The organism is Streptomyces sp. NBC_00252, assembly GCF_036187565.1.
Classification (GTDB): domain Bacteria; phylum Actinomycetota; class Actinomycetes; order Streptomycetales; family Streptomycetaceae; genus Streptomyces.
Genome location: NZ_CP108087.1, coordinates 5,370,259 through 5,393,597 on the forward strand (window position 1 = coordinate 5,370,259; position 23,339 = coordinate 5,393,597).

General features: G+C 72.1%; 19 protein-coding genes. 9 read left to right on the forward strand and 10 right to left on the reverse strand.

What is annotated here, in order from left to right:
• Positions 1-4: 4 nt before the first annotated feature.
• The 4 genes from OHT77_RS23530 to OHT77_RS23545 form a co-directional block, all read right to left on the reverse strand.
• Positions 5-481, reverse strand: a complete 477-nt coding sequence (locus OHT77_RS23530) for a hypothetical protein (protein WP_328830471.1) — start codon at positions 479-481, stop codon at positions 5-7.
• A 53-nt stretch (positions 482-534) separates the two neighbouring features.
• Positions 535-2,106, reverse strand: coding sequence for a methionine--tRNA ligase (gene metG, locus OHT77_RS23535; protein ID WP_328830472.1), 1,572 nt, complete (start codon positions 2,104-2,106; stop codon positions 535-537).
• Positions 2,107-2,136: 30 nt separating this feature from the next.
• Complete coding sequence (gene metG / locus OHT77_RS23540; RefSeq protein WP_328830473.1) at positions 2,137-3,858, reverse strand: methionine--tRNA ligase; 1,722 nt, start codon at positions 3,856-3,858, stop codon at positions 2,137-2,139.
• A 157-nt stretch (positions 3,859-4,015) separates the two neighbouring features.
• Positions 4,016-5,710: a VWA domain-containing protein gene (locus OHT77_RS23545; RefSeq protein ID WP_328830474.1), complete on the reverse strand. Its 1,695-nt coding sequence runs from the start codon at positions 5,708-5,710 to the stop codon at positions 4,016-4,018.
• Positions 5,711-6,014: 304 nt separating this feature from the next.
• Here OHT77_RS23545 and OHT77_RS23550 point away from each other — a divergent pair, with 304 nt between their 5' ends.
• Positions 6,015-6,572, forward strand: a complete 558-nt coding sequence (locus OHT77_RS23550; protein WP_328830475.1) for a hypothetical protein — start codon at positions 6,015-6,017, stop codon at positions 6,570-6,572.
• A gap of 33 nt (positions 6,573-6,605) precedes the next feature.
• On the opposite strand, the gene OHT77_RS23555 is transcribed toward OHT77_RS23550, so the two are convergent.
• The 3 genes from OHT77_RS23555 to OHT77_RS23565 all read right to left on the reverse strand — a co-directional run bounded on the left by OHT77_RS23555 (position 6,606) and on the right by OHT77_RS23565 (position 10,504).
• Positions 6,606-8,651 carry an FUSC family protein gene (locus OHT77_RS23555; protein ID WP_328830476.1) on the reverse strand — a complete coding sequence of 682 codons (2,046 nt, stop codon included), beginning with the start codon at positions 8,649-8,651 and terminating at the stop codon, positions 6,606-6,608.
• 26 nt (positions 8,652-8,677) lie between these two features.
• Positions 8,678-9,676, reverse strand: coding sequence for an endonuclease/exonuclease/phosphatase family protein (locus tag OHT77_RS23560; RefSeq protein ID WP_328830477.1), 999 nt, complete (start codon positions 9,674-9,676; stop codon positions 8,678-8,680).
• 78 nt (positions 9,677-9,754) lie between these two features.
• The gene (locus OHT77_RS23565) at positions 9,755-10,504 is read right to left on the reverse strand and encodes an alpha/beta fold hydrolase (protein ID WP_328830478.1); all 750 of its coding nucleotides are present in this window, start codon (positions 10,502-10,504) and stop codon (positions 9,755-9,757) included.
• A 91-nt stretch (positions 10,505-10,595) separates the two neighbouring features.
• Between OHT77_RS23565 and OHT77_RS23570 the strand changes: the two genes are divergently transcribed.
• Positions 10,596-11,960 (forward strand): aminotransferase-like domain-containing protein, encoded by a 1,365-nt coding sequence (locus OHT77_RS23570; RefSeq protein ID WP_328830479.1) that lies wholly within the window; start codon positions 10,596-10,598, stop codon positions 11,958-11,960.
• 128 nt (positions 11,961-12,088) lie between these two features.
• On the opposite strand, the gene OHT77_RS23575 is transcribed toward OHT77_RS23570, so the two are convergent.
• Positions 12,089-13,057 (reverse strand): hypothetical protein, encoded by a 969-nt coding sequence (locus OHT77_RS23575; protein ID WP_328830480.1) that lies wholly within the window; start codon positions 13,055-13,057, stop codon positions 12,089-12,091.
• A 199-nt stretch (positions 13,058-13,256) separates the two neighbouring features.
• Between OHT77_RS23575 and OHT77_RS23580 the strand changes: the two genes are divergently transcribed.
• Positions 13,257-13,820, forward strand: coding sequence for an SH3 domain-containing protein (locus OHT77_RS23580; RefSeq protein ID WP_328830481.1), 564 nt, complete (start codon positions 13,257-13,259; stop codon positions 13,818-13,820).
• An 86-nt stretch (positions 13,821-13,906) separates the two neighbouring features.
• Here OHT77_RS23580 and OHT77_RS23585 read toward each other — a convergent pair whose 3' ends face one another.
• Positions 13,907-14,392 carry a hypothetical protein gene (locus tag OHT77_RS23585; protein WP_328830482.1) on the reverse strand — a complete coding sequence of 162 codons (486 nt, stop codon included), beginning with the start codon at positions 14,390-14,392 and terminating at the stop codon, positions 13,907-13,909.
• A gap of 102 nt (positions 14,393-14,494) precedes the next feature.
• Here OHT77_RS23585 and OHT77_RS23590 point away from each other — a divergent pair, with 102 nt between their 5' ends.
• The 6 genes from OHT77_RS23590 to OHT77_RS23615 all read left to right on the forward strand — a co-directional run bounded on the left by OHT77_RS23590 (position 14,495) and on the right by OHT77_RS23615 (position 22,058).
• Entirely contained in the window at positions 14,495-15,133 is a 639-nt protein-coding gene (locus OHT77_RS23590) for an NAD(P)-dependent oxidoreductase (RefSeq protein ID WP_328830483.1), read from the forward strand.
• Positions 15,134-15,137: 4 nt separating this feature from the next.
• Positions 15,138-16,358 carry a PP2C family protein-serine/threonine phosphatase gene (locus OHT77_RS23595; RefSeq protein WP_328830484.1) on the forward strand — a complete coding sequence of 407 codons (1,221 nt, stop codon included), beginning with the start codon at positions 15,138-15,140 and terminating at the stop codon, positions 16,356-16,358.
• Positions 16,359-16,444: 86 nt separating this feature from the next.
• Positions 16,445-17,674 (forward strand): hypothetical protein, encoded by a 1,230-nt coding sequence (locus OHT77_RS23600; RefSeq protein ID WP_328830485.1) that lies wholly within the window; start codon positions 16,445-16,447, stop codon positions 17,672-17,674.
• An 82-nt stretch (positions 17,675-17,756) separates the two neighbouring features.
• Positions 17,757-18,107 carry a hypothetical protein gene (locus OHT77_RS23605; RefSeq protein ID WP_266770273.1) on the forward strand — a complete coding sequence of 117 codons (351 nt, stop codon included), beginning with the start codon at positions 17,757-17,759 and terminating at the stop codon, positions 18,105-18,107.
• 4 nt (positions 18,108-18,111) lie between these two features.
• On the forward strand, positions 18,112-20,700 hold the full coding sequence (locus OHT77_RS23610; protein WP_328830486.1) for a substrate-binding domain-containing protein: 2,589 nt from the start codon (positions 18,112-18,114) through the stop codon (positions 20,698-20,700).
• A complete protein-coding gene (locus tag OHT77_RS23615) occupies positions 20,700-22,058 on the forward strand; it encodes an extracellular solute-binding protein (RefSeq protein ID WP_328830487.1) in 1,359 nt (452 codons plus the stop codon). Before OHT77_RS23610 ends, OHT77_RS23615 begins: the two co-directional genes overlap by 1 nt.
• Before the next feature lie 5 nt (positions 22,059-22,063).
• On the opposite strand, the gene OHT77_RS23620 is transcribed toward OHT77_RS23615, so the two are convergent.
• Complete coding sequence (locus tag OHT77_RS23620; protein ID WP_328830488.1) at positions 22,064-23,302, reverse strand: amidohydrolase; 1,239 nt, start codon at positions 23,300-23,302, stop codon at positions 22,064-22,066.
• Positions 23,303-23,339 lie beyond the last annotated feature (37 nt).

Genomic DNA, 23,339 nt, shown 5'->3' on the forward strand with positions numbered 1-23,339 from the left:
GGGGTCAGGTGTCGTACGTGCCGTCCCACGGCGGGCCGAAACAGTGCCGGTCCGGGTACAGCTCCGCCCAGCTGCCCTCCTCGTCCTCCTCGATCAGGAGGCCGAACAGGACGCCGTCGACGGTGCGTTGGAAGGGCCGGATCGCGATGTCGGTGTAGCTGCGGCGGGGGAGGGCGCGGAGCAGTTTCGCCAGGTGGATACGGGCCTGCGAGAGGACCGAACCGTCGCCGTCCGGGGCGCTCTGCTGCTGCGCCCACGTGCCGGCGCACCAGATCTCCGAGTCGCGGTACCGGCCCGCGGTGTCGAAGGTGTGGAGCACCGTGTAAAGACGTTTCTGCTCTTCCCAGCCGTCGTCGGGACGGAAGCCTTGGGGAAACGCGTAGGTGACCGACGCCAGGAACTGGCCGTCCGCGTAGCGGCCGACGGCACCGCTGCGTTGGTTCGGCTCGTAGGCGATCGGGATGACCTCGGGGACTGCCATGGCGGAACCCTACGGGTTCGCGTCGAGCTGTATGCGACGGGGTCGGTCAGGAATCATTCCGTACGGTCGTCCAGGCGCGGGAAGAGCGCCGCGCCCTTCGACACCGGCGAGCCGGCCGGGAGTTGACGCCACTCCGAGGCCTGCCCGATCCGCTGGTCGCGCAGCGGGCCGAGGGAGGCCGAGGCGCCGAGGGAGTCCCACAGGCGGCCCGACGTCTCCGGCATGACCGGTTCCAGGAGGACGGCGATCGCGCGGAGGGAGTCGGCGGCGGTGTAGAGGACGGTGGCCAGGCGGGCGCGGGCCTCGGGGGAGTCGGACTTGGCGGTCTTCCAGGGTTCCTGGTCGGTCAGATAGCCGTTGACCTGGCGGATGAAGTCGAAGACGGCCAGGATGCCGCCCTGGAAGTCGAGTTGGTCGCCGATACGGTGGTCGGCCTCCGAAGTCGCCCTGACAAGTGCCGACTTGAGGGACCGCTCGGGCTCGGTCTCCTCCCCCGGCGCGGGCAGGACGCCGTCGAAGTACCGGACGGTCATCGCGGTCACCCGGGACGCCAAGTTGCCGTAGCCGTTGGCGAGTTCGCTGGTGTAGCGGGCGGTGAAGTCCTCCCTGGAGAAGGAACCGTCCTGGCCGAAGGCGATCGCGCGGAGGAAGTACCAGCGGTAGGCGTCGACGCCGAAGTGCGCGGTCAGAGTGTCCGGGCTGATGCCGGTCAGGTTCGACTTGGACATCTTCTCGCCGCCGACCAGCAGCCAGCCGTTGGCGGCGACACGGCCGGGCAGCGGCAGGCCGTTGGCCATCAGCATCGCCGGCCAGATCACCGCGTGGAAGCGGAGGATGTCCTTGCCGACGAGGTGGACGTCGGCGGGAAAGGTCGCCCCGAACTTCTCCGGGTTCTCGTTGTAGCCCACGGCGGTCGCGTAGTTGAGCAGCGCGTCGACCCAGACGTAGATCACGTGCGTGTCGTCCCAGGGGACCTTGACGCCCCAGTCGAAGGTCGAGCGGGAGATCGAGAGGTCCTGGAGGCCCTGCCGGACGAAGTTCACGACCTCGTTGCGGGCGGAGGGGGGCTGGATGAAGTCGGGGTGGGCGTCGTAGTGGGCGAGGAGACGGTCGCCGTACTCGCTCAGCCGGAAGAAGTAGTTCTCCTCCTTGAGGAGTTCCACCGGGCGGCGGTGGATGGCGCACAGCGGGGTGCCGTCCTCGGCCGCGACCAGTTCGCCGGGGAGTTTGTACTCCTCGCAGTACACGCAGTACGGACCTTCGTAACCGCCCTTGTAGATCTCGCCCTTGTCGTGCAGGTCCTGCACGAACTCCTGGACGCGGTCCGTGTGCCGGCGCTCCGTCGTACGGATGAAGTCGTCGTTCGAGATGGCGAGATGGGACCAGAGCGGCTTCCAGGACTCCTCGACCAGGCGGTCCGCCCACTCCTGCGGGGGCACGCCGTTCGCCTCCGCGGTGCGCAGGATCTTCTGGCCGTGCTCGTCCGTGCCCGTGAGGAACCAGACGTCCTCGCCGCGCCGGCGGTGCCAGCGGGCGAGGACGTCCGCGGCCACGGTGGTGTAGGCGTGGCCGAGGTGCGGGGCGTCGTTGACGTAGTAGATGGGGGTGGTGACGTAGTACGTCATCGGGTCATCCCTGTTCGGTACGCCGTCGGGTCAGCCCTGGTCGCCGCCGAAGCGCTCCTTGTACGTCTCCAGGTCCTCGTCCGTGAGCTTGGCGAAGAGGACCGGCGGGACGATGAAGGGGGTGCCTGCGGGGACGGCGGTCAGGGACTTCGCCTCGTCCGGCGAGACCCAGGTCGCGGTGTCGTCCTTGAGGGCGAACGCCTGGCGCATCGCCGCCGAAGAGGTCGGGATGAAGGGTTCCGAGACGACCGCGTAGAGGTGGATCAGGTTCATCGCGGTGCGCAGCGTGAGGGCCGCGGCCTCCGGGTCGGTCTTGATCTCCAGCCAGGGGGCCTTCTCCTCCAGGTAGGAGTTGCCCGCCGACCACAGGGCGCGGAGGGCCGCCGCCGCCTTGCGGAACTGGAGCGCCTCCATCTGGTTCTCGTACTCGGCGAGGAGCTCCGCGATCTGTTCGCCGAGCTTCGTCTCCGCCTCGCCCGCGTCCGCGCCCGCCGGGACCTCCTCGCCGAAGCGCTTCTTCGAGAAGGACAGGACGCGGTTGACGAAGTTGCCGAGGGTGTCCGCCAGGTCCTTGTTCACCGTGGCGGTGAAGTGCTCCCAGGTGAACGACGAGTCGTCGGACTCGGGGGCGTTGGCGATGAGGAAGTAGCGCCAGTAGTCCGCCGGGAGGATGTCCAGGGCCTGGTCGGTGAAGACACCGCGCTTCTGGGACGTGGAGAACTTGCCGCCGTAGTACGTCAGCCAGTTGAAGGCCTTGACGTAGTCGACCTTCTTCCAGGGCTCGCGGATGCCGAGCTCCGTGGCCGGGAACATCACCGTGTGGAACGGGACGTTGTCCTTCGCCATGAACTCCGTGTAGCGGACGGTCGCGTCGCTCTCGTACCACCAGGACTTCCAGTCCCGCGTCTCACCTGCGGGCGCCGCGTCCGACCACTCCTTCGTCGCGCCGATGTACTCGATCGGGGCGTCGAACCAGACGTAGAAGACCTTGCCCTCCGCCGCCAGCTCCGGCCAGGTGTCGGCGGGGACCGGGACGCCCCAGTCCAGGTCGCGGGTGATCGCGCGGTCGTGCAGGCCCTCGGTGAGCCACTTGCGGGCGATCGAGGACGCCAGCTGCGGCCACTCCTCCTCGTGGGCCGCGACCCACTCCTCGACCTCGTGCTGGAGCTTCGACTGGAGGAGGAAGAGGTGCTTGGTCTCCCGCACCTCCAGGTCGGTCGAGCCGGAGATCGCCGAGCGCGGGTTGATCAGGTCGGTCGGGTCCAGGACGCGGGTGCAGTTCTCGCACTGGTCGCCGCGGGCCTTGTCGTAGCCGCAGTGCGGGCAGGTGCCCTCGACATAGCGGTCCGGGAGGAAACGGCCGTCCGTGGGCGAGTACACCTGGCGGATCGCGCGCTCTTCGATGAAGCCGTTCTCGTTCAGGCGGCGGGCGAAGTGCTGGGTGATCTCGCGGTTCTGCGGGGAGGAGCTGCGGCCGAAGTAGTCGAAGGCCAGCGCGAAGCCGTCGTAGACCGCCTTCTGCGCGTCGTGCGCCTGCGCGCAGAACTCCGCCACGGGGAGGCCCTGCTCCTTCGCGGCCAGTTCCGCCGGGGTGCCGTGCTCGTCCGTCGCGCAGATGTACAGCACGTCGTGGCCGCGCTGGCGGAGGTAGCGGGAGTACACGTCCGCCGGGAGCATGGACCCCACCATGTTGCCCAGGTGCTTGATTCCGTTGATGTACGGAAGGGCGCTGGTGATGAGGTGTCGAGCCATCGGGGGCTGCTCCCAGGTCGGTCTGTCGGTGTGGCTTCTGGTCGTGCTGGCGAACCTTGAAATCGTAGCCGACACGGGTGTGCCGCCCGCCTCCCGTTTTACGGGGTGAGAAGCGGGCGGCACGGGGCCTGCGGGTACTGCGTCGTGCTTACGGGTGTTACGGGCGCCAGTCGATCAGTACGCCGTCGTAGAGCTCCGCGTCCGTGAGCTCCAGGGGGGTCGGGCCCGCGTGGAAGAAGGCCGTGTTGTCGGTCTTCAGCTTGCGGAGGTAGTCGAAGGCCTTGTTGTCGTGGTCACCGAACGCGACGAACGAGAAGAACACCGAGGCGTGGGACTTGGCCGCGTCCGTGAGGGACAGGGTGGCCGGAGTCTTCGCGTCCGGGGCGCCGTCCGTCTGGAAGACGACGAGGGCGGGGGTGCCGGGGGTGGCGTTCTGGTCGTAGTGCCTGAGTACGGCTTCTACGGCGGCGTGGTAGCTGGTGCGGCCCATGCGGCCGAGGCCGGCGTGGGCCTTGTCGATCGCGTTCTCGGGGGAGGTGGGGGTGAGGTCTGTCGTGCCGTCGACCTCGGTGGAGAAGAAGACGACGTGGACGGTGGGGGTGGGGTCCGGGTCCAGGTGGGTCGCCAGGGCGAGGGTCTGGTCGGCGAGGGCTTGGGCGGAACCGTCCTTGTAGTACGGGCGCATGCTCGAGGAGCGGTCCAGGACGAGGTAGAGCTTTGCCTGGGTACCGGTGAGGTTCGCCTTGGCGAGAGCGGCGGCGGCGGAATCCAGCCCCCCGGCCTCGGCTACGCCCTCGGCCTCGAACGTCTCCCCACCCGCACCGCCCGTGACGGTCTCGTCGTCGGGTGCGAGTGGCCCCTGCGGGGCGGACCCACCGTCGGCGGCCGCGCCCGCGCCGGCTGCCGCGACGGGCGCGAGCACGGGGGACGGCTCGACGACGGGTTCCACGACGGGCTCTACGACGGGCTCCGCCACGGGCTCGGGAGCCTCGCCGCGGACAGTCTCCGGCTCACTCGCGGCCTCCGGCTCCGCCTCAGCGACCGGCGCCACCTCGGCCTCGGGCTCCGCGGCGGGCTCGGGCGCCACCGCGGGCTCGGTCTCGCCGACCGGCTCGGGCGCCACCTCGGGCTCGGGCTCAGCGACCGGCTCGGGCGTCACCTCAACCGCAGGCTCGGCCTCCGCAACGGTCTCGGCGACCGGCGCCACCTCGTGCTCGGCCTCCGCGACCGGCGCAACCTCGACCTCCGGTTCCGCCGCGACCTCCGCAACCGGCTCCGGCTCAGTCTCCGCAACGGTCTCAACGACCGGCGCAGCCTCGGCAACCGGCTCCGCCTCAGCCTCCGGCATCACCTCAGCCGCAGGCTCGGCAACCGGCTCCGCAACGGCCTCGGCAACCGGCTCCGCCTCAACAACCGGCGCCACCTCAGCCTCGGCCTCAGTCACCGGCTCAGCCACAGCCTCCGGCTCAGCCACAGCCTCCGGCTCGGCAGTCTCGGCGGCCGGCTCGGTAACTTCAGTCACCGGCTCGTCGACAAGCCCGCTACCCTCCGCCCCCTCGACGGACGTCGCCGGCTTCGGGACGGTCACGTTGTCGAAGGCCGCGGCCACGAGGTCGTGTTCGTCGTCGTCCTCCAGCGCGGAGGACGGCCGGGGTTCCGGGACCGTTGCCGCAGGTGAGGGGGTCGGCGTCGACGTGAGGTCGGGTTCGGGGGACGGGGACGGGACCTTGGCGTCCGGTTCCGTGGTCGTCGGTGGCTCGTGCGAAGGAGTGCGTTCCGCACCCTCTGCTTCGGCGGCACGCTCCTTGCGTGACCTGCCGAATGCGTTCCGCAGGAGAGTGAGAATGCCCATGTGCGCAACCCTTCGCGTGAGTTGAAGCCCGTCAATCCCTGGCCAGGACGGACACGTAAGGTTAGCGGCCTCAGACGGCGATCTTAGGCAGGGTCGGGGCGCGTGGGACGCCCGCCGTCAACACCCCCCGTTTCAACGGCCACTTCGCTCACCCGTTCACCGGCGTGTTCACCTCCGCGGCCGAATGTCCGCCCGCCGCCCCGTTCACCCGCCGTTCATCCCGAACGCCGGCCCTCCCACGTGCCCCCGCCCCTCAGGCCGGCTGTCCAACGGAGTGTCAGTGGCGGCCTCTACGGTGCCTTCCATGACGTACACCGGAAGGCCCTCGCCCTACAAGCAGCACTGGATACACCGCCCGCTCGAAGGCCACGAGGAGATCAACGTCGTCTTCTTCCGGGGGACTTCCCTGGACGCGCTGACCCGCGCGCTCCTCGCCGAACGACTCCTCCCCCTCGCCTACGCCAAGGGCACCACGTGGGGGCTCGTCATGCACGACATGTTCGGCTGGAACGACGACGACGACTACTACGACCCTGACGACTATGAGCGGGTGTCCCGGGCCAGCGGCGGTGAACTGGCCGTCTTCGTCACCGAGCCGTGCATCGCCAAGGTGCACGGACCCGAGTTCGCGTACTACCGCGACGGACGCCTCGTCAGCGGGATCAGATTTGAGAGCCCGTCCTACGGCTTCGGTGCCGAACCCGGACTCCTGGCGCCCGCCCTCACGGCGGCCGGGCTGATCGGGCCGGACGCGGAGATCGACCTGGGCGACGACGAGGAACGCCAGGTGCGGGTGATCTCGGACTTCTTCGGCCTGCCCGAACTCGACCTGTCCAAGACCGAGTTGGCCGATCCCGAATAGGCCGCCCGGTCCCCGACCTCCCCTCCCCTGACCTCAGTGCGGCGAAGCGATCGCCCGTGCCGCCGCCACCTCCTGCCGCAGCGGCTCCAGCACACTCTCCGCCGGACCCGTCAGCTCCGTACGGACCTCCACCAGCACCTCCGACTCGCGCACGCCCTCCGCCAACTCCCTCAGCTGACGGGCCACTTGGGTCACCTCGGCCGGTGACGGCTCGGGCGCCCCGTGTTTCACCCGTACCCTCGCCGCCGTCGTCGCGTCGACGATCCGCTCCACGGCGACGACCAGCGGCAGCCAGCCCGCGGCGAGGCGGCCGGTGGGCGGGGGTTCGGTCAGGGCGCGCTGGAACTCCGTACGGATGACGGAGAGGTCGCGGTAGAGGCGCCGCCGCATCCGCGCGCGGGCCGCCGGATCCACCTCCGCCGACCCGACTGCACCCTCCGCCGATCCGACCGCACCCTCCGCCGATCCGACGACACCCTCCGCCGACCCGACGGCACCCTCCCCCACAACACCTCCCGCCGTGCCGAACGCCGCCTCCACATACCTCGCCGTGTCCGCCACCGCCTCCGCCAGTCGGTCCCCCACTCGCGTGTGCCAGCTCTCCGGCCAGAGGAGGTAGCCCGCGATCAGCGCGATGCCGCAGCCGATCAGGGAGTCGATCAGGCGGGGGAGGAGGAGGGCCGTGCCCTGGTGGTTGAGGACGTCGGAGAGGAGGAGGATCACCGGGGTGATCGCGGCCGTCTGGTAGCCGTAGCCCCGGGGGGTCAGGGCGGGGATCAGGGGGGCCAGGAGGAGCAGGACCAGGACGTCCCACCAGCCGCGCGGGACCGCGGACAGGACCGCCGCCGCGATGACCAGGCCCACCACCGTGCCGAGGGCGCGCAGCAGGGCCCGGGAGAAGACCGAGCCGAAGTCGGGCTTCATGACGAAGGTGATGGTCAGGGCGACCCAGTAGGAGCGGGCCACGGGGACCGTGGAGACGAGGATCTGGGCGAGGCCGATGCAGACGGCGAGGCGGAGGCCGTAGCGCCAGGAGCCGGAGGACAGCAGGACGTTGCGGGCGGCCCGGGTGGCGCGGATGCGGAGGGCGGCCGGGCGGCCGAGGCGGTCGTCGATGCCTCGCGGGTCCACGTCCGGGGCCGTCACCACCTCGGCCGCGTGGCGCAGGGCGTGGTCGACCGCGCGGGTGCTCTCGCCGGTGGGGGTGGGCAGGTCGAGGCCTATCGGGCCGGTGTAGCCGGTCTCCACGGCGTGGGCGAGGTGGCGGACCGTGTCGCGGATCTGCGGGGGGAGCGGCCGGCCGGACTGGTGGACGGCGGGGGCGGCCTCGACCACCGGGGTGATGGCGTTCAACTGGGCCAGCAGGCGGGTGAGGTCGGGGCTGCTGCCGTGGTGGCGGGCGCGCCGGGCGAGGACGAGGTCGTACGACTGGTTCAGGGACTGGGTGACGGCCTGGCGGGCCGCGTCGTATCCGGCCGTGGGGTCGTCGCCGCAGGTCGCGAGGAGGTCGGCGACCGTGCGGTAGGTGTTGGCGACCGCCGCCCGTTCCGGGATTCCGGAGCGCAGGGGCCAGGCCAGCAGGGCGAGGAGGAGGACGAGGAGGCCGCCGCCGGACATCAGGGCGGGGGCCACCCACCAGGCGCCGGGGAGCGGGAGGCCCGCGCCGATCACCGAGTTGAGGAGCAGCAGCAGTCCCGATACGGAGGCCACCGCGCCGATCGTCGAGATCATCCCGGAGACCAGCGCGATGCCGGTGAGCGCGGCCACCGCCCACCAGCCGTGGCCGTAGGCCGCCGAGCCGAGGGTGACGCCGATCGCGCCGAAGAGCTGGGGGATCGCGATGTTGAGGATGCGCATCCGGTACGCGTCGGCGGTGTCGCCGATGACGCCGGAGAGGGCGCCCATGGAGGCGAGGGCGCCGTAGGCGGGTTGTCCGACGGCCAGGCCGATGGCCAGGGGGAGGGCCATCGCGACGGCGGCGCGGGCGACGGCCGGCCGGTTGAGGGGGGCCTGCTGGGGTTGGAGGTTCCTCACCAGCCAGTCGGGGGGTGTGAGGCCGATGGGGAACTCGCGGGACATGCGCCCATTATGGGCGGCCTCTCCGCTTATTCGTGCTGGTGAAGGGTGATGTCGACCAGCAGCGCGCGGTGGTCGGTGTGGGCGAGGTCGAGGAAGCGGGCGCTGTTCGTGGAGAAGTCCGGGGACAGCAGGACGTGGTCGATCTGGGTGCCGAAGGTGGGGGCCCAGCGCTCGGGCCAGCTCGGTGTGCGGTCGTGGCCGGCCATGCGGGCGCCGTCGCGCAGACCGGTGTCCAGGATGCGGCGGAAGGCCGCGTGGTCCTGGGAGGAGTTGAAGTCCCCGGCGAGGACGGTGGGGGTGGTGGGGTCGGCCGCGGCGAAGGCGCGGAGCCTGCCCAGTTCGCGGTGCCACAGGGCGACCTGGCGGGGCAACGGCGGCATGGGGTGGGCGAGTTGGAGCCGCACGGGGTGGCCGCTCACGTCCGCGACGGCGCCGGGCATGCCCATCGTGCCGGTGACGCCCTTCGTGCCCTTGAGCGGGAAGCGGCTGAGGATGACCGACCCGTGCGAACCGGCCGCCGCGACCGCCTGCCGGTAGGGGTACCCGGTGCCGAAGTCCCGCCGCAGGGTGGCCTGGCAGGTGTACTCGCACTCCTCCACGAACACCACGTCGGGCCGTTCCCGCCGGATCACCGGCACCAGCGAACCGGTCCCCCGCCCGAACTCGACGTTCGACGTCAGCACCCGGAACTCCGCGATCGCGGGCCCGCTCGGGTCACTGCTCTTCCCGTACGGCTCGATGAACCACGCCAGTAGTCCCAGCAGCGCGACCCCCCACACCAGGCCGAGCCGCCAGCGGGAGAACAGCGCGAGGAACAGACCGAAGCCGGTCGGGACCAGCAACCAGGGCAGGAACGCGAGGAGTTGGGGGACCGGGGTGACGCCGTCGGTGTCCGCCGTGCGGCAGCCGACGACCACGCTCACGCCCGTGAACAGCAGCCCGGCGCACCAGCGCCAGAAGCGGCGCGCTCGGTGGCGTTCGGGCACGAAGTCGGAGGCGAGCCAGTCGGTCGTCGCGGTGCCCAAGTGATGACCTTCCGGTCTTGGGAGCAGGTGTCCGAATCATCCCACGCGTTCCGAGATCATCCATGGGTTCCGGGGTTGTCACACGCGTACCAGGAACTCCCCCAGCATCTCGTTGAACTCCTCGGGGCGTTCGAGATTCGGCAGATGTGCCGCGCCCTCGATCACCCGGAGCGTGGAGTCGGGGAGCGCCGCGTGCATCGCCTCCGCGTCGGCGACCGGGGTGTAGGTGTCGTCGGCGCCGACGACGACCAGGGCCGGGACGGTCACCTTCGTCAACAGGTCCGTGTAGTCGGGGCGTTGGGCGCGGGCGCGCAGGGCGGCGGCAGCGGAGCCGGGGTCGGTGTCCGTCATCATGCGGTGGACGTGCGCCTTGACCTGCGGGTCGGCGTACGGCGCGACCATCCGCTCCAGCACCTCGTCTGCGTACCCGCGCATGCCCTCGCGGAGGAGGCGGTCGGCGGTCTCGCGGCGGGTGCGGGCGGCTTCCGGGGTGTCCGCAGCCGGGAAGGTGTCGGCGAGGACGAGACCCCGGACGCGTTCGCCGAACCGGCCGTAGCAGTCCATCGCGATCTGCCCGCCCATCGACAGCCCGGCCAGTACGAACGTCTCGACCTCCAGCTCGTCGAGCAGCGCCTCGAGGTCGGCCGCGAAGTCGGCGAACCGGGTGACGGCGGGGGCCGTGGGTGTACGGCCGTAGCCGCGCAGGTCGGGGGCGACGACCCGGCGGGCGGGGGAGAACGCCTCGATCTGCGGGGTCCACATGGTGTGGTCGAAGGGGTGGCCGTGAATGAGGACAAGTGGGGTACCGGTGGGCGTAAGGGGTGGCATGTGACCGACCCTAGGTCCGCTCAACTCCTCGGTGCAATAAAATCTTTGCCCTCGGTGCAATCGGGCCGGGAGCACCGAACGGGGACCACCAGTGGACGACTACCGGCGCATCGCCGACCGCATCACCGCCGACATCGCCTCCGGCCGGCTCCGCCCGGGCCAACAGCTGCCCCCGCAACGGGTGTTCGCCCGGCGGCGCGGGATCGCCGGGTCCACGGCGGGGCGGGTGTACGCCGAACTCGTGCGCCGGGGGCTGGTGGTGGGGGAGGTCGGGCGCGGCACGTTCGTCCGGGCGGCGGCGTCGGCGGGGCCGTACGGGCGGGCGCTCGTCGAGCCGTCGACGGCGGCGCCGGTGAATCTGGAGCTCAACTACCCTTCCGCGCCGGGGCAGTCGGAGCTGCTGGCGCCCGCGCTCGCGCCGCTTCTCCGTCCGGACGTCCTCACCGAGGCGCTGCGTCCGGCGCCGGCGACCGGTACGGCGGCGGCCCGTGAGGCGGTGGCCGACCTGCTCGCGACCCCCGTCTGGCGCCCGGCCTCCGACCGGATCCTCTTCACCGGCAACGCCCGTCAGGCCATCGCCGCCACCCTCGCCTCCCTCGTCCGGCCGGGCGGCCGGGTCGGGGTCGAGCCGCTGACGTATCCACTGGTCAGGGAGATCGCGGGGCGGCTCGGGGTCACCCTGGTCGCGCTGGAGGCGGACGGGGGCGGGCTGCGTCCGGAGTCGGTCCGTGCCGCGCATCGGGCCGGGCCCCTCTCCGCGCTCTACCTCCAGCCGACGCTCCACAATCCGACCTCCGTGACGACCGGTGAGTCCCGGAAGCGGGAAATCGCCGATGTCGTGCGGGAGTTGGGACTGCCTTGCGTCGAGGACCGCATCTGGTCCTTCCTCCATCCCGACTCCCCCGCCCCGCTCGCCGCCCACGCGCCCGACCTCGTGCATGCCGTGGACGGGCTCTCGAAGCGGGTCGCGCCGGGGCTCACCGTCGGCTTCGTCGTCGTACCGGAGGAGCGGGTCGACGAGGTGGCCGGCGCGATCCGGTCGGGTGGGTGGAGTGCGGGGCGGTTCGCGCTGGAGGCCGGGGTGCGGTGGATGACGGACGGGACGGTGGCGCGGCTGGTCGAGGCCAAGCGGGCGGACGCGGGGGCCCGACAGCGGCTGGTGGCCGAGGAGTTGGCGGGTTTCACCGTACGGGCCGATCCGCTCACCTACTACGCGTGGTGGGAGCTGCCTCCGCCGTGGCGGGCCGACACCTTCACGGCCGCCGCCACGGCCCACGGCATCGCGGTCACCCCGGGAACCACATTCACCGCCGACCCGACCCGATCCCCGAACGCAGTCCGACTCGGCCTGGCGTCAGCCACGGTCCCCGACCTGCGCCGAGCACTACGAACACTGGCTGCTCTCGCCGGGGGTGGGGCGGGCGGAACTCCCGTGTCTGGTGGGCGTGTTGGGTGAGTCGCGCGGGCGTGGGATTACTTACCGGTCTGCGGCGGGTGCTGCGGGCGCTCGCCGTTCTCGCGCGACGCGTGGCAGGGCGAACTCCCTTGCCTGGTCGGCGTGTTGGGTGAGCCGTTCGAGTGTGGTCAGACTTGGGCTCGGGTTGGCTGTTGTGCTGGGTCTGCGGTGGGGGCTTGCCGGTCTCGGAGCAGGCGGAGGAGGACGAACTCCCTTGCCTGGTGGGCGTAGCGGGTGAGCCAGGCGATGGCGGCGACCGTGAGGCCTACGCCGAGGAGGAGCCAGGCGACGGTGCGGAGGGTTGCGGTGAGGGCGTCGTAGATCGCGCCGCCCGCCGCCTCGGTGACCTCCGCCGGCAGGTCGGCGACGGTGAAGTGGCGGCCGATGACGAGGGCGAGGCCGAGCAGGGCGCCGCCGAGGGCCGTGCCGAGCGCGGTCGCGGTGATCGCGCGACGGCGGCGCACAGCGACGGCGATGCCGGTGACGGCGAAGACGGCGGCGGCCACGGGAAGCCAGAAACCGGCGACCTGGAGCACGTGGAACTCCTTCCGGAGCGGGCCCAGTTCACCGGCGGGCAGGACCGCGACCTCGGTGTGCCGGACGGGGATGTTGTTCGCCAACGGCAGGTTCTCGTGGGCGAGTTGGTGTTTGACGCTGGCGGTGACGGGGGCCAGGTCGACGGTGACCGTGCCGGACCGCCCCTCGTCCTCCAGGGCGCGCAGGACGGCGTCGTGGGTGACGCGGTTGCCCTCGTCCCAGGCCACACGGAACGCCCGGGTCTTGGTGAAGGAGTGCATGGCGTCGTGGACGAAGGGCGCCATCACGCCCTGGGTCGCGCTCATCCGGACCCCGTCGACCCTGGTCCCGCCGATCCGGGCACGGCCGACCCGCACCTCGCGCAGGATGCCCGTGCCGACGGTGTCCGCGATCACGTCCCGTACGGCGGGGTCGGCGGCGAGCGGCGCCATCGTCGTGACGTAGCGGCCGGAGTCCGTCAGGCCGTACGCCGCCCAGGCCGCCAGCACGCCGAAGGGCGTGAGGAGGCAGGAGAGGGCGACGAGGACGGCCGACAGGGCGCTCCGGAGACGTGGGGGCACCTCCCCAGGACAGGCCCGGGAGGCGCCGTACGCGAGCGGGTCGGCCCTTTTTGACTGCGTATGGGTCAAATGTCGAACCGAATGGGTGGGCCGGCTCGCGGAACGCCCCGGAACCCTTGGCGGAACTGGGCGGTCCGCTCTCCGGTGGAGGCCTCACCCGAACGGGTGTTTCCTGGAGCTGGGGAGAAGGAGGCCGAACATGCGCACCACTCCGGCCCTGCGGACTCTGGCCGCGGCCCTGCTCACCGGTGGCACCCTCGCCGTCGCGGCGGCGGGCACCACGGCGTCGGCAGCACCGACCACGTACGCCGAAGGACATGGCGGTGGTGGCGGTGGCGGCAGTCCGATCTGGGGCACCATCGTCTCCCGCACGGACCTGAACGTGCGGGAATCGCCCACCACCCACTCACCCGTCGTCGACTCGCTCTCACCCGGCAGTCAGGACCGCGTCCAATGCGTGGTCAGGGGCCAGAGCGTGAACGGCAACCCCGACTGGTACTGGCTCGTCGGCGCCCAGGCCTGGGCCAGCGCCGCGTTCGTCGACACCGGCGGCCACGGCGTGCCCTCCTGCTCGGACCCGTGTCCGGGCTGGAAGGACGGCGGCGGCAACTCCGGCTGGAGCAGCAACAGTTCCGACTGGAACAACGACAACAGCTCGTCCTCGTGGAGCACCTCGGCCTCCGGGTCGGACGCGTCGGGCTCCTGGAGCTGGAGCGCCTCCGGTTCGTCGACCGGCGGCGGCATCTGGAGCTGGTCGCCGTGACGCGGTCGTAGCGAAGGGATCGTGAGCAGTGCGTGGCCCCCGGCACCAACTCGGTGCCGGGGGCCACGTGTTGCTGTCCGTGCGGGTCAGCGGACCCGGTTGCCCGCTCCGTCCTCGCGCGTGTAGTAGCGGTAGAAGAACACCAGGAACACGCCCGCCGTGGTCGCGAGACCGATGGCCGCCGAGCGGAGCACGCTCTCGCCGGTCTGGCTGTACAGGAAGCCGACCGCGGCACCCGCGAAGCCGGACTTGACCAGCGAGTGCAGTTCCCGCTTCAGCAGCGGGGCGAACTGAGCGACCGCCAGACACAGCACGATGAACGCGACTGCCGTGACGAAGCCGAACAGGATGTTCCAGCCGGTGATGGGGCCGCCGCTGCGACGGTTGGCCGCCGCCCAGTAGCCGTAGACGAGCCCGAGGACGACCGGGATCGCGATCTTCGCGACGCGGTGGACGCGGGCGTCGAAGATGTCGGGCAGATTGCTCGTGAAGCCACGCGGGCCGGTGGTGCGCGGGCCTGTCATACGGTTCGGGCCGCTCATTCCGCCGGGCGTGGGTGCCGCTTGGGCCATGAGAGCACTCCTCTCTCTCCCCCGTACTACCAATGCACACCCCGGCGGAGACGGTGGCAAGTCGGAGTGCGGCCTCGGTTGGCCCGTGTTTCGCTGGGGCGCATGAAGCTCGTACTCTTCGGCGCCACCGGCATGGTCGGCAGCCGGATCGCCACCGAGGCCTCGGCCCGCGGCCACCAGGTGCTGGCGGTGAGCCGTTCCGGCCAGTCGCCGGTCCCCGGGGTCACCGCCACCGCGGCCGACGCGACCGACCCGGACCGGGTGGCCGAGGTGGCGCGCGGCGCCGACGTGGTCGCCTCCGCGTGTGTGCCGCCCCGCGACGGCAGCGATCCGCGCGATCCGTTCCTCGCCCTGAACGAGGCGCTCGTGGCGGGTGTCCGCGCGGCCGGTGTGGGACGGCTCATGGTGGTCGGCGGCGCCGGCGGCCTGGAGGTGGCCCCCGGCCAGGCGCTCAGCGACCAGCCCGGCTTCCCCGAGGCCTACCTCCCGGAGGCCCACGCCCACCGCGCCGTCCTCGCCTACTACCGCGCCCTCGACGACGGCCCCGACTGGACGTACGTCTCCCCCGCCGCCGAGATCGCCCCGGGCACCCGCACCGGCCGCTTCCGCGTCGACGGGGACCGGTTCATGACCGACGACCAGGGCCGCAGCCTCATCAGCGCCGAGGACTACGCGGTCGCCTTCGTCGACGAGCTCGAACAGCACGCCCACCCGCGCGCCCGGATGTCGGTCGCGTACTGACGCCGTGAGCGGCCAGGGGACCGGACCGGTGCGCCGCGGGCTCGGGCCCTGGCGCCACGGCGACTCCGGGCGCTCCCCGCTCGACCGGCTGCCCCGCGCCGGGGACCCCGACGCGCTGCGGCGCCAGCATCTGCTGCGGGTGCGCGGGCGCAGCGTCGCCTGGATACCGCCGCTGCTGGTGCTCATCACCATCCTCCAGGTCGACTGGTACACCGGCGGCGAGTTCCGGACCGTCTCCTGGATCGTGCTCGTGCCCGGCATCGCCGCCGCGATCTGCGGGGTGTGGGGCACGGCCGTGTTCGCCGTGCTCGGGGTCGCCACCTACGCGCTCGCCGACCACGCATGGCCGCGCCAGTACCAGACCGGCCTGCCCGACTTCATCCTCGTCGGCGTCGGCGGTGTCCTCGCCGTCCTGGCCTGCGTGGTCCGGGTCCGCGGCGAGCGCCGGATGCTGCACATGCGGGATGTCGCCGAGACCACCCGCCGCACCCTGCTGCGCCCGCTGCCGCCGGGCTGGGGCGGCCTCGACCACGCGGCCGTCTATCTCGCGGCGGACGCCTTCGCCCGCGTCGGCGGCGACTTCTACGACATCCAGCCCGGCCTGTACGGCACCCGCGCCCTCGTCGGTGACGTCCAGGGCAAGGGCCTGGGCGCGGTGGAGGCCGCGGCGGCGCTGCTCGGCACGTTCCGCGAGGCGGGCTATCACGAGCCGGAGCTCGCCAGTGTCGCCGCGCGGCTGGAGACACGGATCCAGCGGCACGGGCTGCATCTCGCGGCGCTGGGTGCGGGCGAGGACGTCGACCGGTTCGCCACCGCCGTGCTGCTGGGCTTCCCCCTCGGCGAACCGGACATCGTCGAGGTCGTCAACTTCGGCCACGAACCCCCGCTGGTGGTCGGCCCGCAGGGCGTACGGTCCCTGCCGCCCGGGCACGGACTCCCGCTCGGGCTGGGCGAGTTGGCCCACATGGACGGGCCGCCGCCGACGCTCCGGATCAGGCTCGCGCCCGGCGAGACGCTCCTCGTCGTCACGGACGGGGTGACGGAGGCGCGGAACGGGGACGGTGTCTTCTATCCGCTCAAGTCCCTTGTCAGGGACGGGGTGCTGGCCGATCCGCAGCTCACCGAACCGGACCGTCTCGTCACCTTCGTCCGGGACGGCACACTGCGGCACGGCGGCGGACACCTCGCCGACGACACCACGATCTTCGCGGTACGGCGGTCCTGACATCACCCTTTGCGGCAGCAGAGGGTAAGCAGAGGTTACGGTGCTTCGGTACGAAGTGGGTGACGGATGGTTCGGGGGAGGGCGCCATGCCTGGAACGGTGTTGCTGCTCGCGGCCTCGCCGGTCGGCAAGGGGCGGCTGGTGGACGCGGCCTCCGTCCTGCCGGTGCTCGCGGCGGTCGAGCCCTCGGTGCTGTCCGGCGCGGACACGGCCAACGTTGTCGAACTCGCCGATCCGCTGGAGCCGCAGGCCGTGCTGACGCGGCTGCGCGCCGCCGCCACGGCCCCCGGGCCGTTGACCGTGTTCGTCGCCGGGCAGCTTCAACTCGACCGGAAACAGCACCTTCCGCATCTGGCGCTGGCGCGGACCACTCCGGCGACGGTTCGCTACACCGGGTTTCCGTGGGCGTGGGTGCGGGAGGAGTTGCGGCTGCGGGCGCCGGGCACGACGACGTTGCTGCTCGATCTGCACACCGACGCGGAGACCTGGCAGTGGTTGCGGGCGCATCCGCTCGACTCGGGGCGCACGAACGCCGTTTACGGTCGCATCGCGCCGCCGCCCGCCCGTCGGGTGGTGGCGGTTCCGTCGTACATGAAGGCGGTGGCGACGATTCTGCGGAGCGGGTGGCGGCCGCCGGTGGAGCAGTTGCATCAGCAGGCGGTGGAGAGGCTGGGGGCGGAGGGGTACGCGGACGTGCTCCTGGCTTCTCCTGGGTTCGTGGGGGCCGCCGCCGTTCCTGGGGGCTCCGCCCCCAGACCCCCGTCGGCCCTGAAGGGGCCTCGTCCTCAAACGCCGGACGGGCTGGAAAGTACGGGGCGTTGGGAAGACGAGCGGGGGCTGAACAACCCCGGCCGGAGTCTGAACAGCCCAGGTCGGCCGCAGGATGCCGATCCGCACGGTGCCATCACCGCCGCCGTCCAAGCGGGCCGTCACCCCGACGCCGACGCTCTCGCCGCCGAGCACGAGCAGGCCGCGGTCCGTGCTCATGGTCGGGGTTCCGAAGAGGCTCTGCACTGGACCGAAGTGCGGGCGGATCTGGCGATGTTGGCGGGGGATCCGGTGCGGAGTTGTCAGGCGTGGCTCGCGGTGGCGGGGGCGCGGCTCGCGGCGGGGCAGGCGGCTGGGGCCGTCGCTGTCGAGGCCGCTGTGGATCGGGCGCATCATCAGTGGGGGCAGATCCACGATCCCGCCGCGGCCAGGGAACTCGGGCTCGCGCTGGCCGAGTTGAGGGAGCTCGTGCCGGGGCGGCGGAAGGGTGCTCTGGATCATGTCCGGAGGCAGCTGGGGCAGTTGGAGTCGCAGCCGCTCACCTCGTGAAGACTCGTGAAGCTCCCCGCATCTCCCTCCCCTGGAGTCAACGGCGGTGCCATGATGGTGCGTCAGGGCTGAGGGGGATGGAGTGGCCGACCAAACAATTCGCTTACGGCTGGACGGAACCGCGGACGCGCGCGATGTCGGCGCGCTGATGGCGTGGCTGGCGCGCGAGGAGCCGCTGGAGGAGCGGGTGCGCGCGGGCGGCCTGCGGATCAGTGAGGCGCGGTCGAGCGAGCCCGAGTCCGGGGCGCCCATGGGGGTGGGCTCGGAGATCGTGGTGGCGCTCGTCAGCTCGGCCGCCGCGCCTGTCTTCAACCAGCTGGTGCAGGAGATCAGACGGGCCGTCGTGGCCTGGCGGGACAACCGCCGGGAAGTCGAGCACGGGGACCCGCCGCAGGTGGACGTGGATGTGGTGTCCTCCGACGGCAACGGGTAGCCCGGTGTCCGACTTCGACCCGCGGGGGAAGGTCAACCGGGCGCTGCTGGTGGGTGTCTCGGAGTACGACACCACCGTGCCGCCGTTCGGTGTGCCCGGTGATCTCCCGGCCGTCAAGCACAACCTGAACCTGCTGCGGGACGTGCTGCCCAGGGGCCGGGTGTTCGGCGACCACGAGGTGCGGGTGCTGCGGTCGCCGACGCTGGACGACTTCGACCGGGCGCTGCGCACCGCCGCGCAGGAGGCCGAGGGTCTGCTCCTGGTGTACTTCGCCGGGCACGGCGCGATCACCGCGGCGGGCGACGAGCTGTTCCTGCAGATGCGCAACGCGAGCGTGGTCGCGGGCGGCCAGGCGGTGTTCCCGGGCGCCGAGATGGTCACCACGATGCTGACCATGCTGGCCGCGGGCCGTGCCGAGCGGATCGTGGTGGTCCTCGACTGCTGCTTCGCCGGGAACGCGGGCTGGATCTGGGAGAACTTCCGCGACAAGCGACGCGTGCTGCTCCAGCTGAGCGTGCAGGCCAACCACCGCATCGACGCGGGCGACGGCACGGGCCCGACGCCGTTCACGGAGCGGCTCGTCCGGCTCCTCGACCGGGACGGCGAGGTGCGGTTCGTCGAACTCTCCAGACAGTTGCGGGAGTTGATGCGCCAGGACGGGTACAGGACCGTGCGCGGTGACCCCTGGGAGCCGCGCGGGCGGTGGGAGCCCGAGGAGGACGTGCTGCTGTCGGCCCGGCCGGTGCGGGGGGAGCGGCCTGATCCTCCGGTGCGGAGGCCGGTGCGGAGGACCGTCGGACCCGAGCGCGGGCCGTCCGCCTTACGGCGCGCGGGGGTGGCGCTGCTCGGCGCGCTGCGGGCGTCCGGCGGTGTCGTCGCCGGGTGGTTCGGGCGCTGGGGGGCGCTGCCGCGGGCCGCGACCCGGATCACCCTGGTGCTGGCCCTCGCCGCCCTGGGACTCGGGTCGTACGGCATCTACACGCTCGCCGCCGGCAGTCCATCGTGCGGTCCGCCGCTCGAACTGCGGGTGCTGGCCGACCCCGATCTGGAGTCCACGGTCCGTTCGCTCGCCGACGCGTATCTCACCTCGGACGCGAACACCACCGGCGACGGCTGCCGCCGCAGCGGCATCACCGTCTACAGCGCGGGTTCCGCCGATGTCGTCACCGCGCTCCAGCGCCAGTCGGACGCCTGGCAGGAACCCAGCGACGACATCGACCCGCAGCGCGACATCGGCCCGCAGCCGGACATCTGGATCCCGGCCTCGGTCGCCGACGCCGCCCGGGTGACCGCCCACCAGGACATCGATTCCGTCGTCGCACTGACCTCGGACGCCGAGCCGCTCGCCTATTCGCCACTGGTGCTCGCCGTGCCCAAGAGCCTTGCGGGGGAAGGCAGTTCGGGGAGCGGACTGCGGCTGAACGAGCTCATCACCGTGTTGCGCGGCCGGGCCCCGGACGCCGAAGTGACCCGTCCCGACCCGGAGTTCACCGACGCGGCCCTGCTCGCGACCATGGGGCTCTACCACAACTCGGACGTGCGCAGCGCGGAAGCCCTGGTGCGTTCGCCGGGCCCGCCCGCGCCCACGGCCGCCGACCTGCTGTGCACGCTGCCCGACGACTCGACCGTGGACCGCACGACCGCCGCCCTGGTCCCCGAGTTCCTGCTGAAGAGCGGGGTCGGCTGCGACCGTGCGACCCGGGTGCCCCGGGTCGCCGAGTACCCGGACGACACCGCCGGCATCGAACCGGCCTTCGTCCGCGTCGGCTGGCAGGGCGCCGACCGGGACCGGGAGGCGCGGGACACGGCGGTTGAGGACTTCCACCGGTGGCTCGCCGGGAGCGGCGGCCGGGCCGTGTTCGCGGCGGACGGCTTCCGTTCGGCGGGCGGTGACCGCGACCTGCTGGACCCCCGCGCGCCCGGCGCCGGCGTGGACCCCACCCCGGCGGACCTGCCGACCAGCGTTGTCGAACAGCAGGCCATGGTCGACGCGCTCTCCGGCTACCGGGGTGCCGACGGCCCCGGCCGGGTGCTCTTCCTGATCGACGACTCCGGTTCGATGGGCGCCCTCTGGGAAGGGCCGAGCGGCGGTCCCGGCCTGGTGAAGCAGTCCCTCGGCGGGCTCGGAGGCAAGGACCAGTACGGGGTGTGGGGCGTGTCCGGGCTGGACGCCCACGCGCCGTACAAGGCGGTGCTCCCCTTCGGCCCGCACAAGCGGGGCCCCGCCGAGACGGTCATCGGCAGGATCGGAATCCAGGACGCCCAGGCCGACCCGCACGCCGCGCTGCTCGCCGCGCTCGACTACATGGCCGCGCGCGGAGCCGACGACCACCAGCCCCGGCTGATCGTGTACGTCACCGACGACGAGGACAACAACCGGCTCACCGGCGCGGAACTGGACGCCGTACTGACGAAGGCGCGGTCGGTGAAGGTGCCGGTGGCGATGGTGTCGCTGGTGGGCGGCGGCTGCGACAAGGGCAAGCCGGACGAGCGGATCTCCGGTGCGAGCGGCGGCCGTTGCCTGGACGCCGACACGGATCTCGGCGCCGGCCTGCACGACGAGGTCGCGCGCACCGGAATGGGGGAGGACTGATGGCCCGGCGCAGGTACGCGGCACTGCTGACCCTGCTGCTGCTCGCGGGCTGCACCGGCGGCCACACCTCGGCGGGGCCGGCCGCCGACGAGGGGCCGGGCGAGATCGTGGTGGCCAGCGGCCGGGACGTCACCGGCAAGAGCGGCATCCGCGAGCAGCTCATCGCCGCCTGGAACGACCAGCAGCGGAAGGCGGGTTCGGGCTACCACGCCCGGCTGGTCGAACTCCCCGGCAACGCCGACGAACAGCGCAGCCAGCTGCTCGGCGCCCTCCAGTCGGGGAGCGCCGACTACGACGTGGTCAACCTGGACGTCACCTGGGTACCGGAGTTCGCCGCCGCGCACCTCGTCCGCCCGCTGCCCGACGGCACGGTCGACGCCGATGTCATCAAGTCCGTGGCGGACACGGCCCGTTGGGACGGCAAGGTGTACGCGGCGCCCTTCAACAGCGATGTCGGGCTGCTGTACTACCGCACCGACCTCCTGAAGAAGGCAGGGGTCTCGCAGCCCGACCTGAACCAGGGCATCACCTGGGCCCGGCTCCAGGAACTGAGCCGCGCCGTCCGGCAGGCCCTCCCCGAAGTCGCCGGCTGGACCACCCAGCTGGGCGCCTACGAGGGCCGTACGGTCAACGCGATCGAGGCGTTCGCATCGGCGGACCCGGACTTCGAGTTGACCGACGACAACGGCCATTACGACGCCTCCGTGGGGAAGTTGACGGCCGGGATCGCCGAACTCCGCAGCCGCACCGACCCCTCGTACACCCTCCCGGCCGCCTTCTCGTCCGACGAGGCCGACTCGCTGGGCGACTTCGCGGACGGCCGGACGGAGTTCCTGCGGCAGTGGCCGTACGCCTACCGCACCCTGCACCAGTCGTTCGACGCGAGCCGGCTCGGGGTCGCCCCGCTGCCGGGCCGCGCGGTGCTCGGCGGGCAGAACCTCGCGGTGACCGAGTCGTCCGGGCGGGCGGCGAAGGCGGCCGACCTGATCAAGTACCTCACGGGCAAGCAGAGCGAACGCTGCCTGCTGGACGCGGGGTTCGCGGCCACCCGCACCTCCGCCTACCAGGACAACAACGTGACCTGCGGCGTCGGCACCGCCCCGACGCCGTCGGCCTCCCCCACCGGCGAGCGGACCGACAGCATGCCCCGCGACGCGGCCGGCCGCCCCGCGTACGCCCGCACCACCCTGCTCCCCGCGCTGCGCAAGGCGGTTCAGCGCCCGCGCACCCCGCTGTACGGCGCGTTCACCCAGACCTTCACCGCACAGCTGGGCCCCCTGTTCCGGGACGACCCGCCGAGCGACGCGACCCTGGCGAAGAGGCTGGACACCGCGCTGAAGAAGGCCCTGCCCAACTGAGTCGGTCAGCCGGCGAGAAAGGCCAACGCGCCCGACACCAGGGTCCGCACGCCCGGCGCGACGGTCACCAGATCGGGTGCGAACTGCGGGCTGTGGTTGCTGGGCACGGCGTGGAACTTCTCCATGAGATCCGTGCCGGGCGCCGCGTCCCACACGTCGGCCGAGGTGCTCGTCACGAACCAGTAGGAGTACGGCACCCCGTCCGGGACCAGGTGCGGGAAGTCCTCGCTGCCCATCGCGGGGCCGGGGTCGAAGACCGTGCCCGCGCCGAGGACCTCGGTGTGCACGGCGGCGACGCGGCGGTCGGTGTCGGCGTCGTTGACGGTGATCGGGAAGTCGTTGCCGAAGGTGATCTCGGGCTCGCTCGGGCAGCCCGCGGCGAGGCACTCGCCGGTCGCGATACGGCGGATCGCGGCGAGCATCCGGTCCCGTACGTCGGGGGACTGGGTGCGGAGGTTGAGGGAGAGCCGGGCGGTGGTCGGGATGATGTTGTGCCGGGTGCCCGCCTCGATGCGGCCCACGGTGAGGACGGCGGAGTCGCGGGCGGCGATCTCGCGGGAGACCACGGTCTGCAGCCGGGTGACGAGATAGGCGGCGGTGACGACCGGGTCGACGGTCGTCTCGGGCCGTGAGCCGTGCCCGCCCCGCCCGTGGATGACGATGTCGATATCGGTCGTCGCCGACATGATCAGCCCCGGCGAGTGCGGATAGAACCCGGCGGGCCCGGGCGCCACGTGCTGGCCCAGCAGCACGTCAGGACGCGGGACGCGCTTGTACAGACCGTCGGCCACCATCGCCGCCGCACCCACGCCCGTCTCCTCCGCGGGCTGCCCCACCAGCACCAGCGTCCCCGACCAGGCGTCCCGCCCGGTGGCCAGCGCCCCGGCCGCCCCGGCCAGCCAGGTCACATGCATGTCGTGCCCGCAGGCGTGCATCACCCCGTCCACCGAGGAGGCGTACGACAGCCCGGTCTCCTCCGGCACCGGCAGCGCGTCCATGTCGGCCCGCAACAGGACGGTGGGCCCGTCCCCGTTCCGCAGCACCCCGGCGACCCCGGTCCCCCCGATCCCCTCAAGGGTGTCGAACCCCGCCTCGGCGAACCGCTCGACCAGTTTCCCGGCCGTACGGTGCTCCTCGCCGGACAGCTCGGGATGCCGGTGCAGATCCCGGTAGAAGTCCTCCAGCCCGGAAACGGGGAGGTCGGCGGTGAGATCCAGGGCGATGCGCGCGGCAGCAGACGTCATGGCGTCAGCGTAGGACGCCCGGACCTGCGGGTCACTC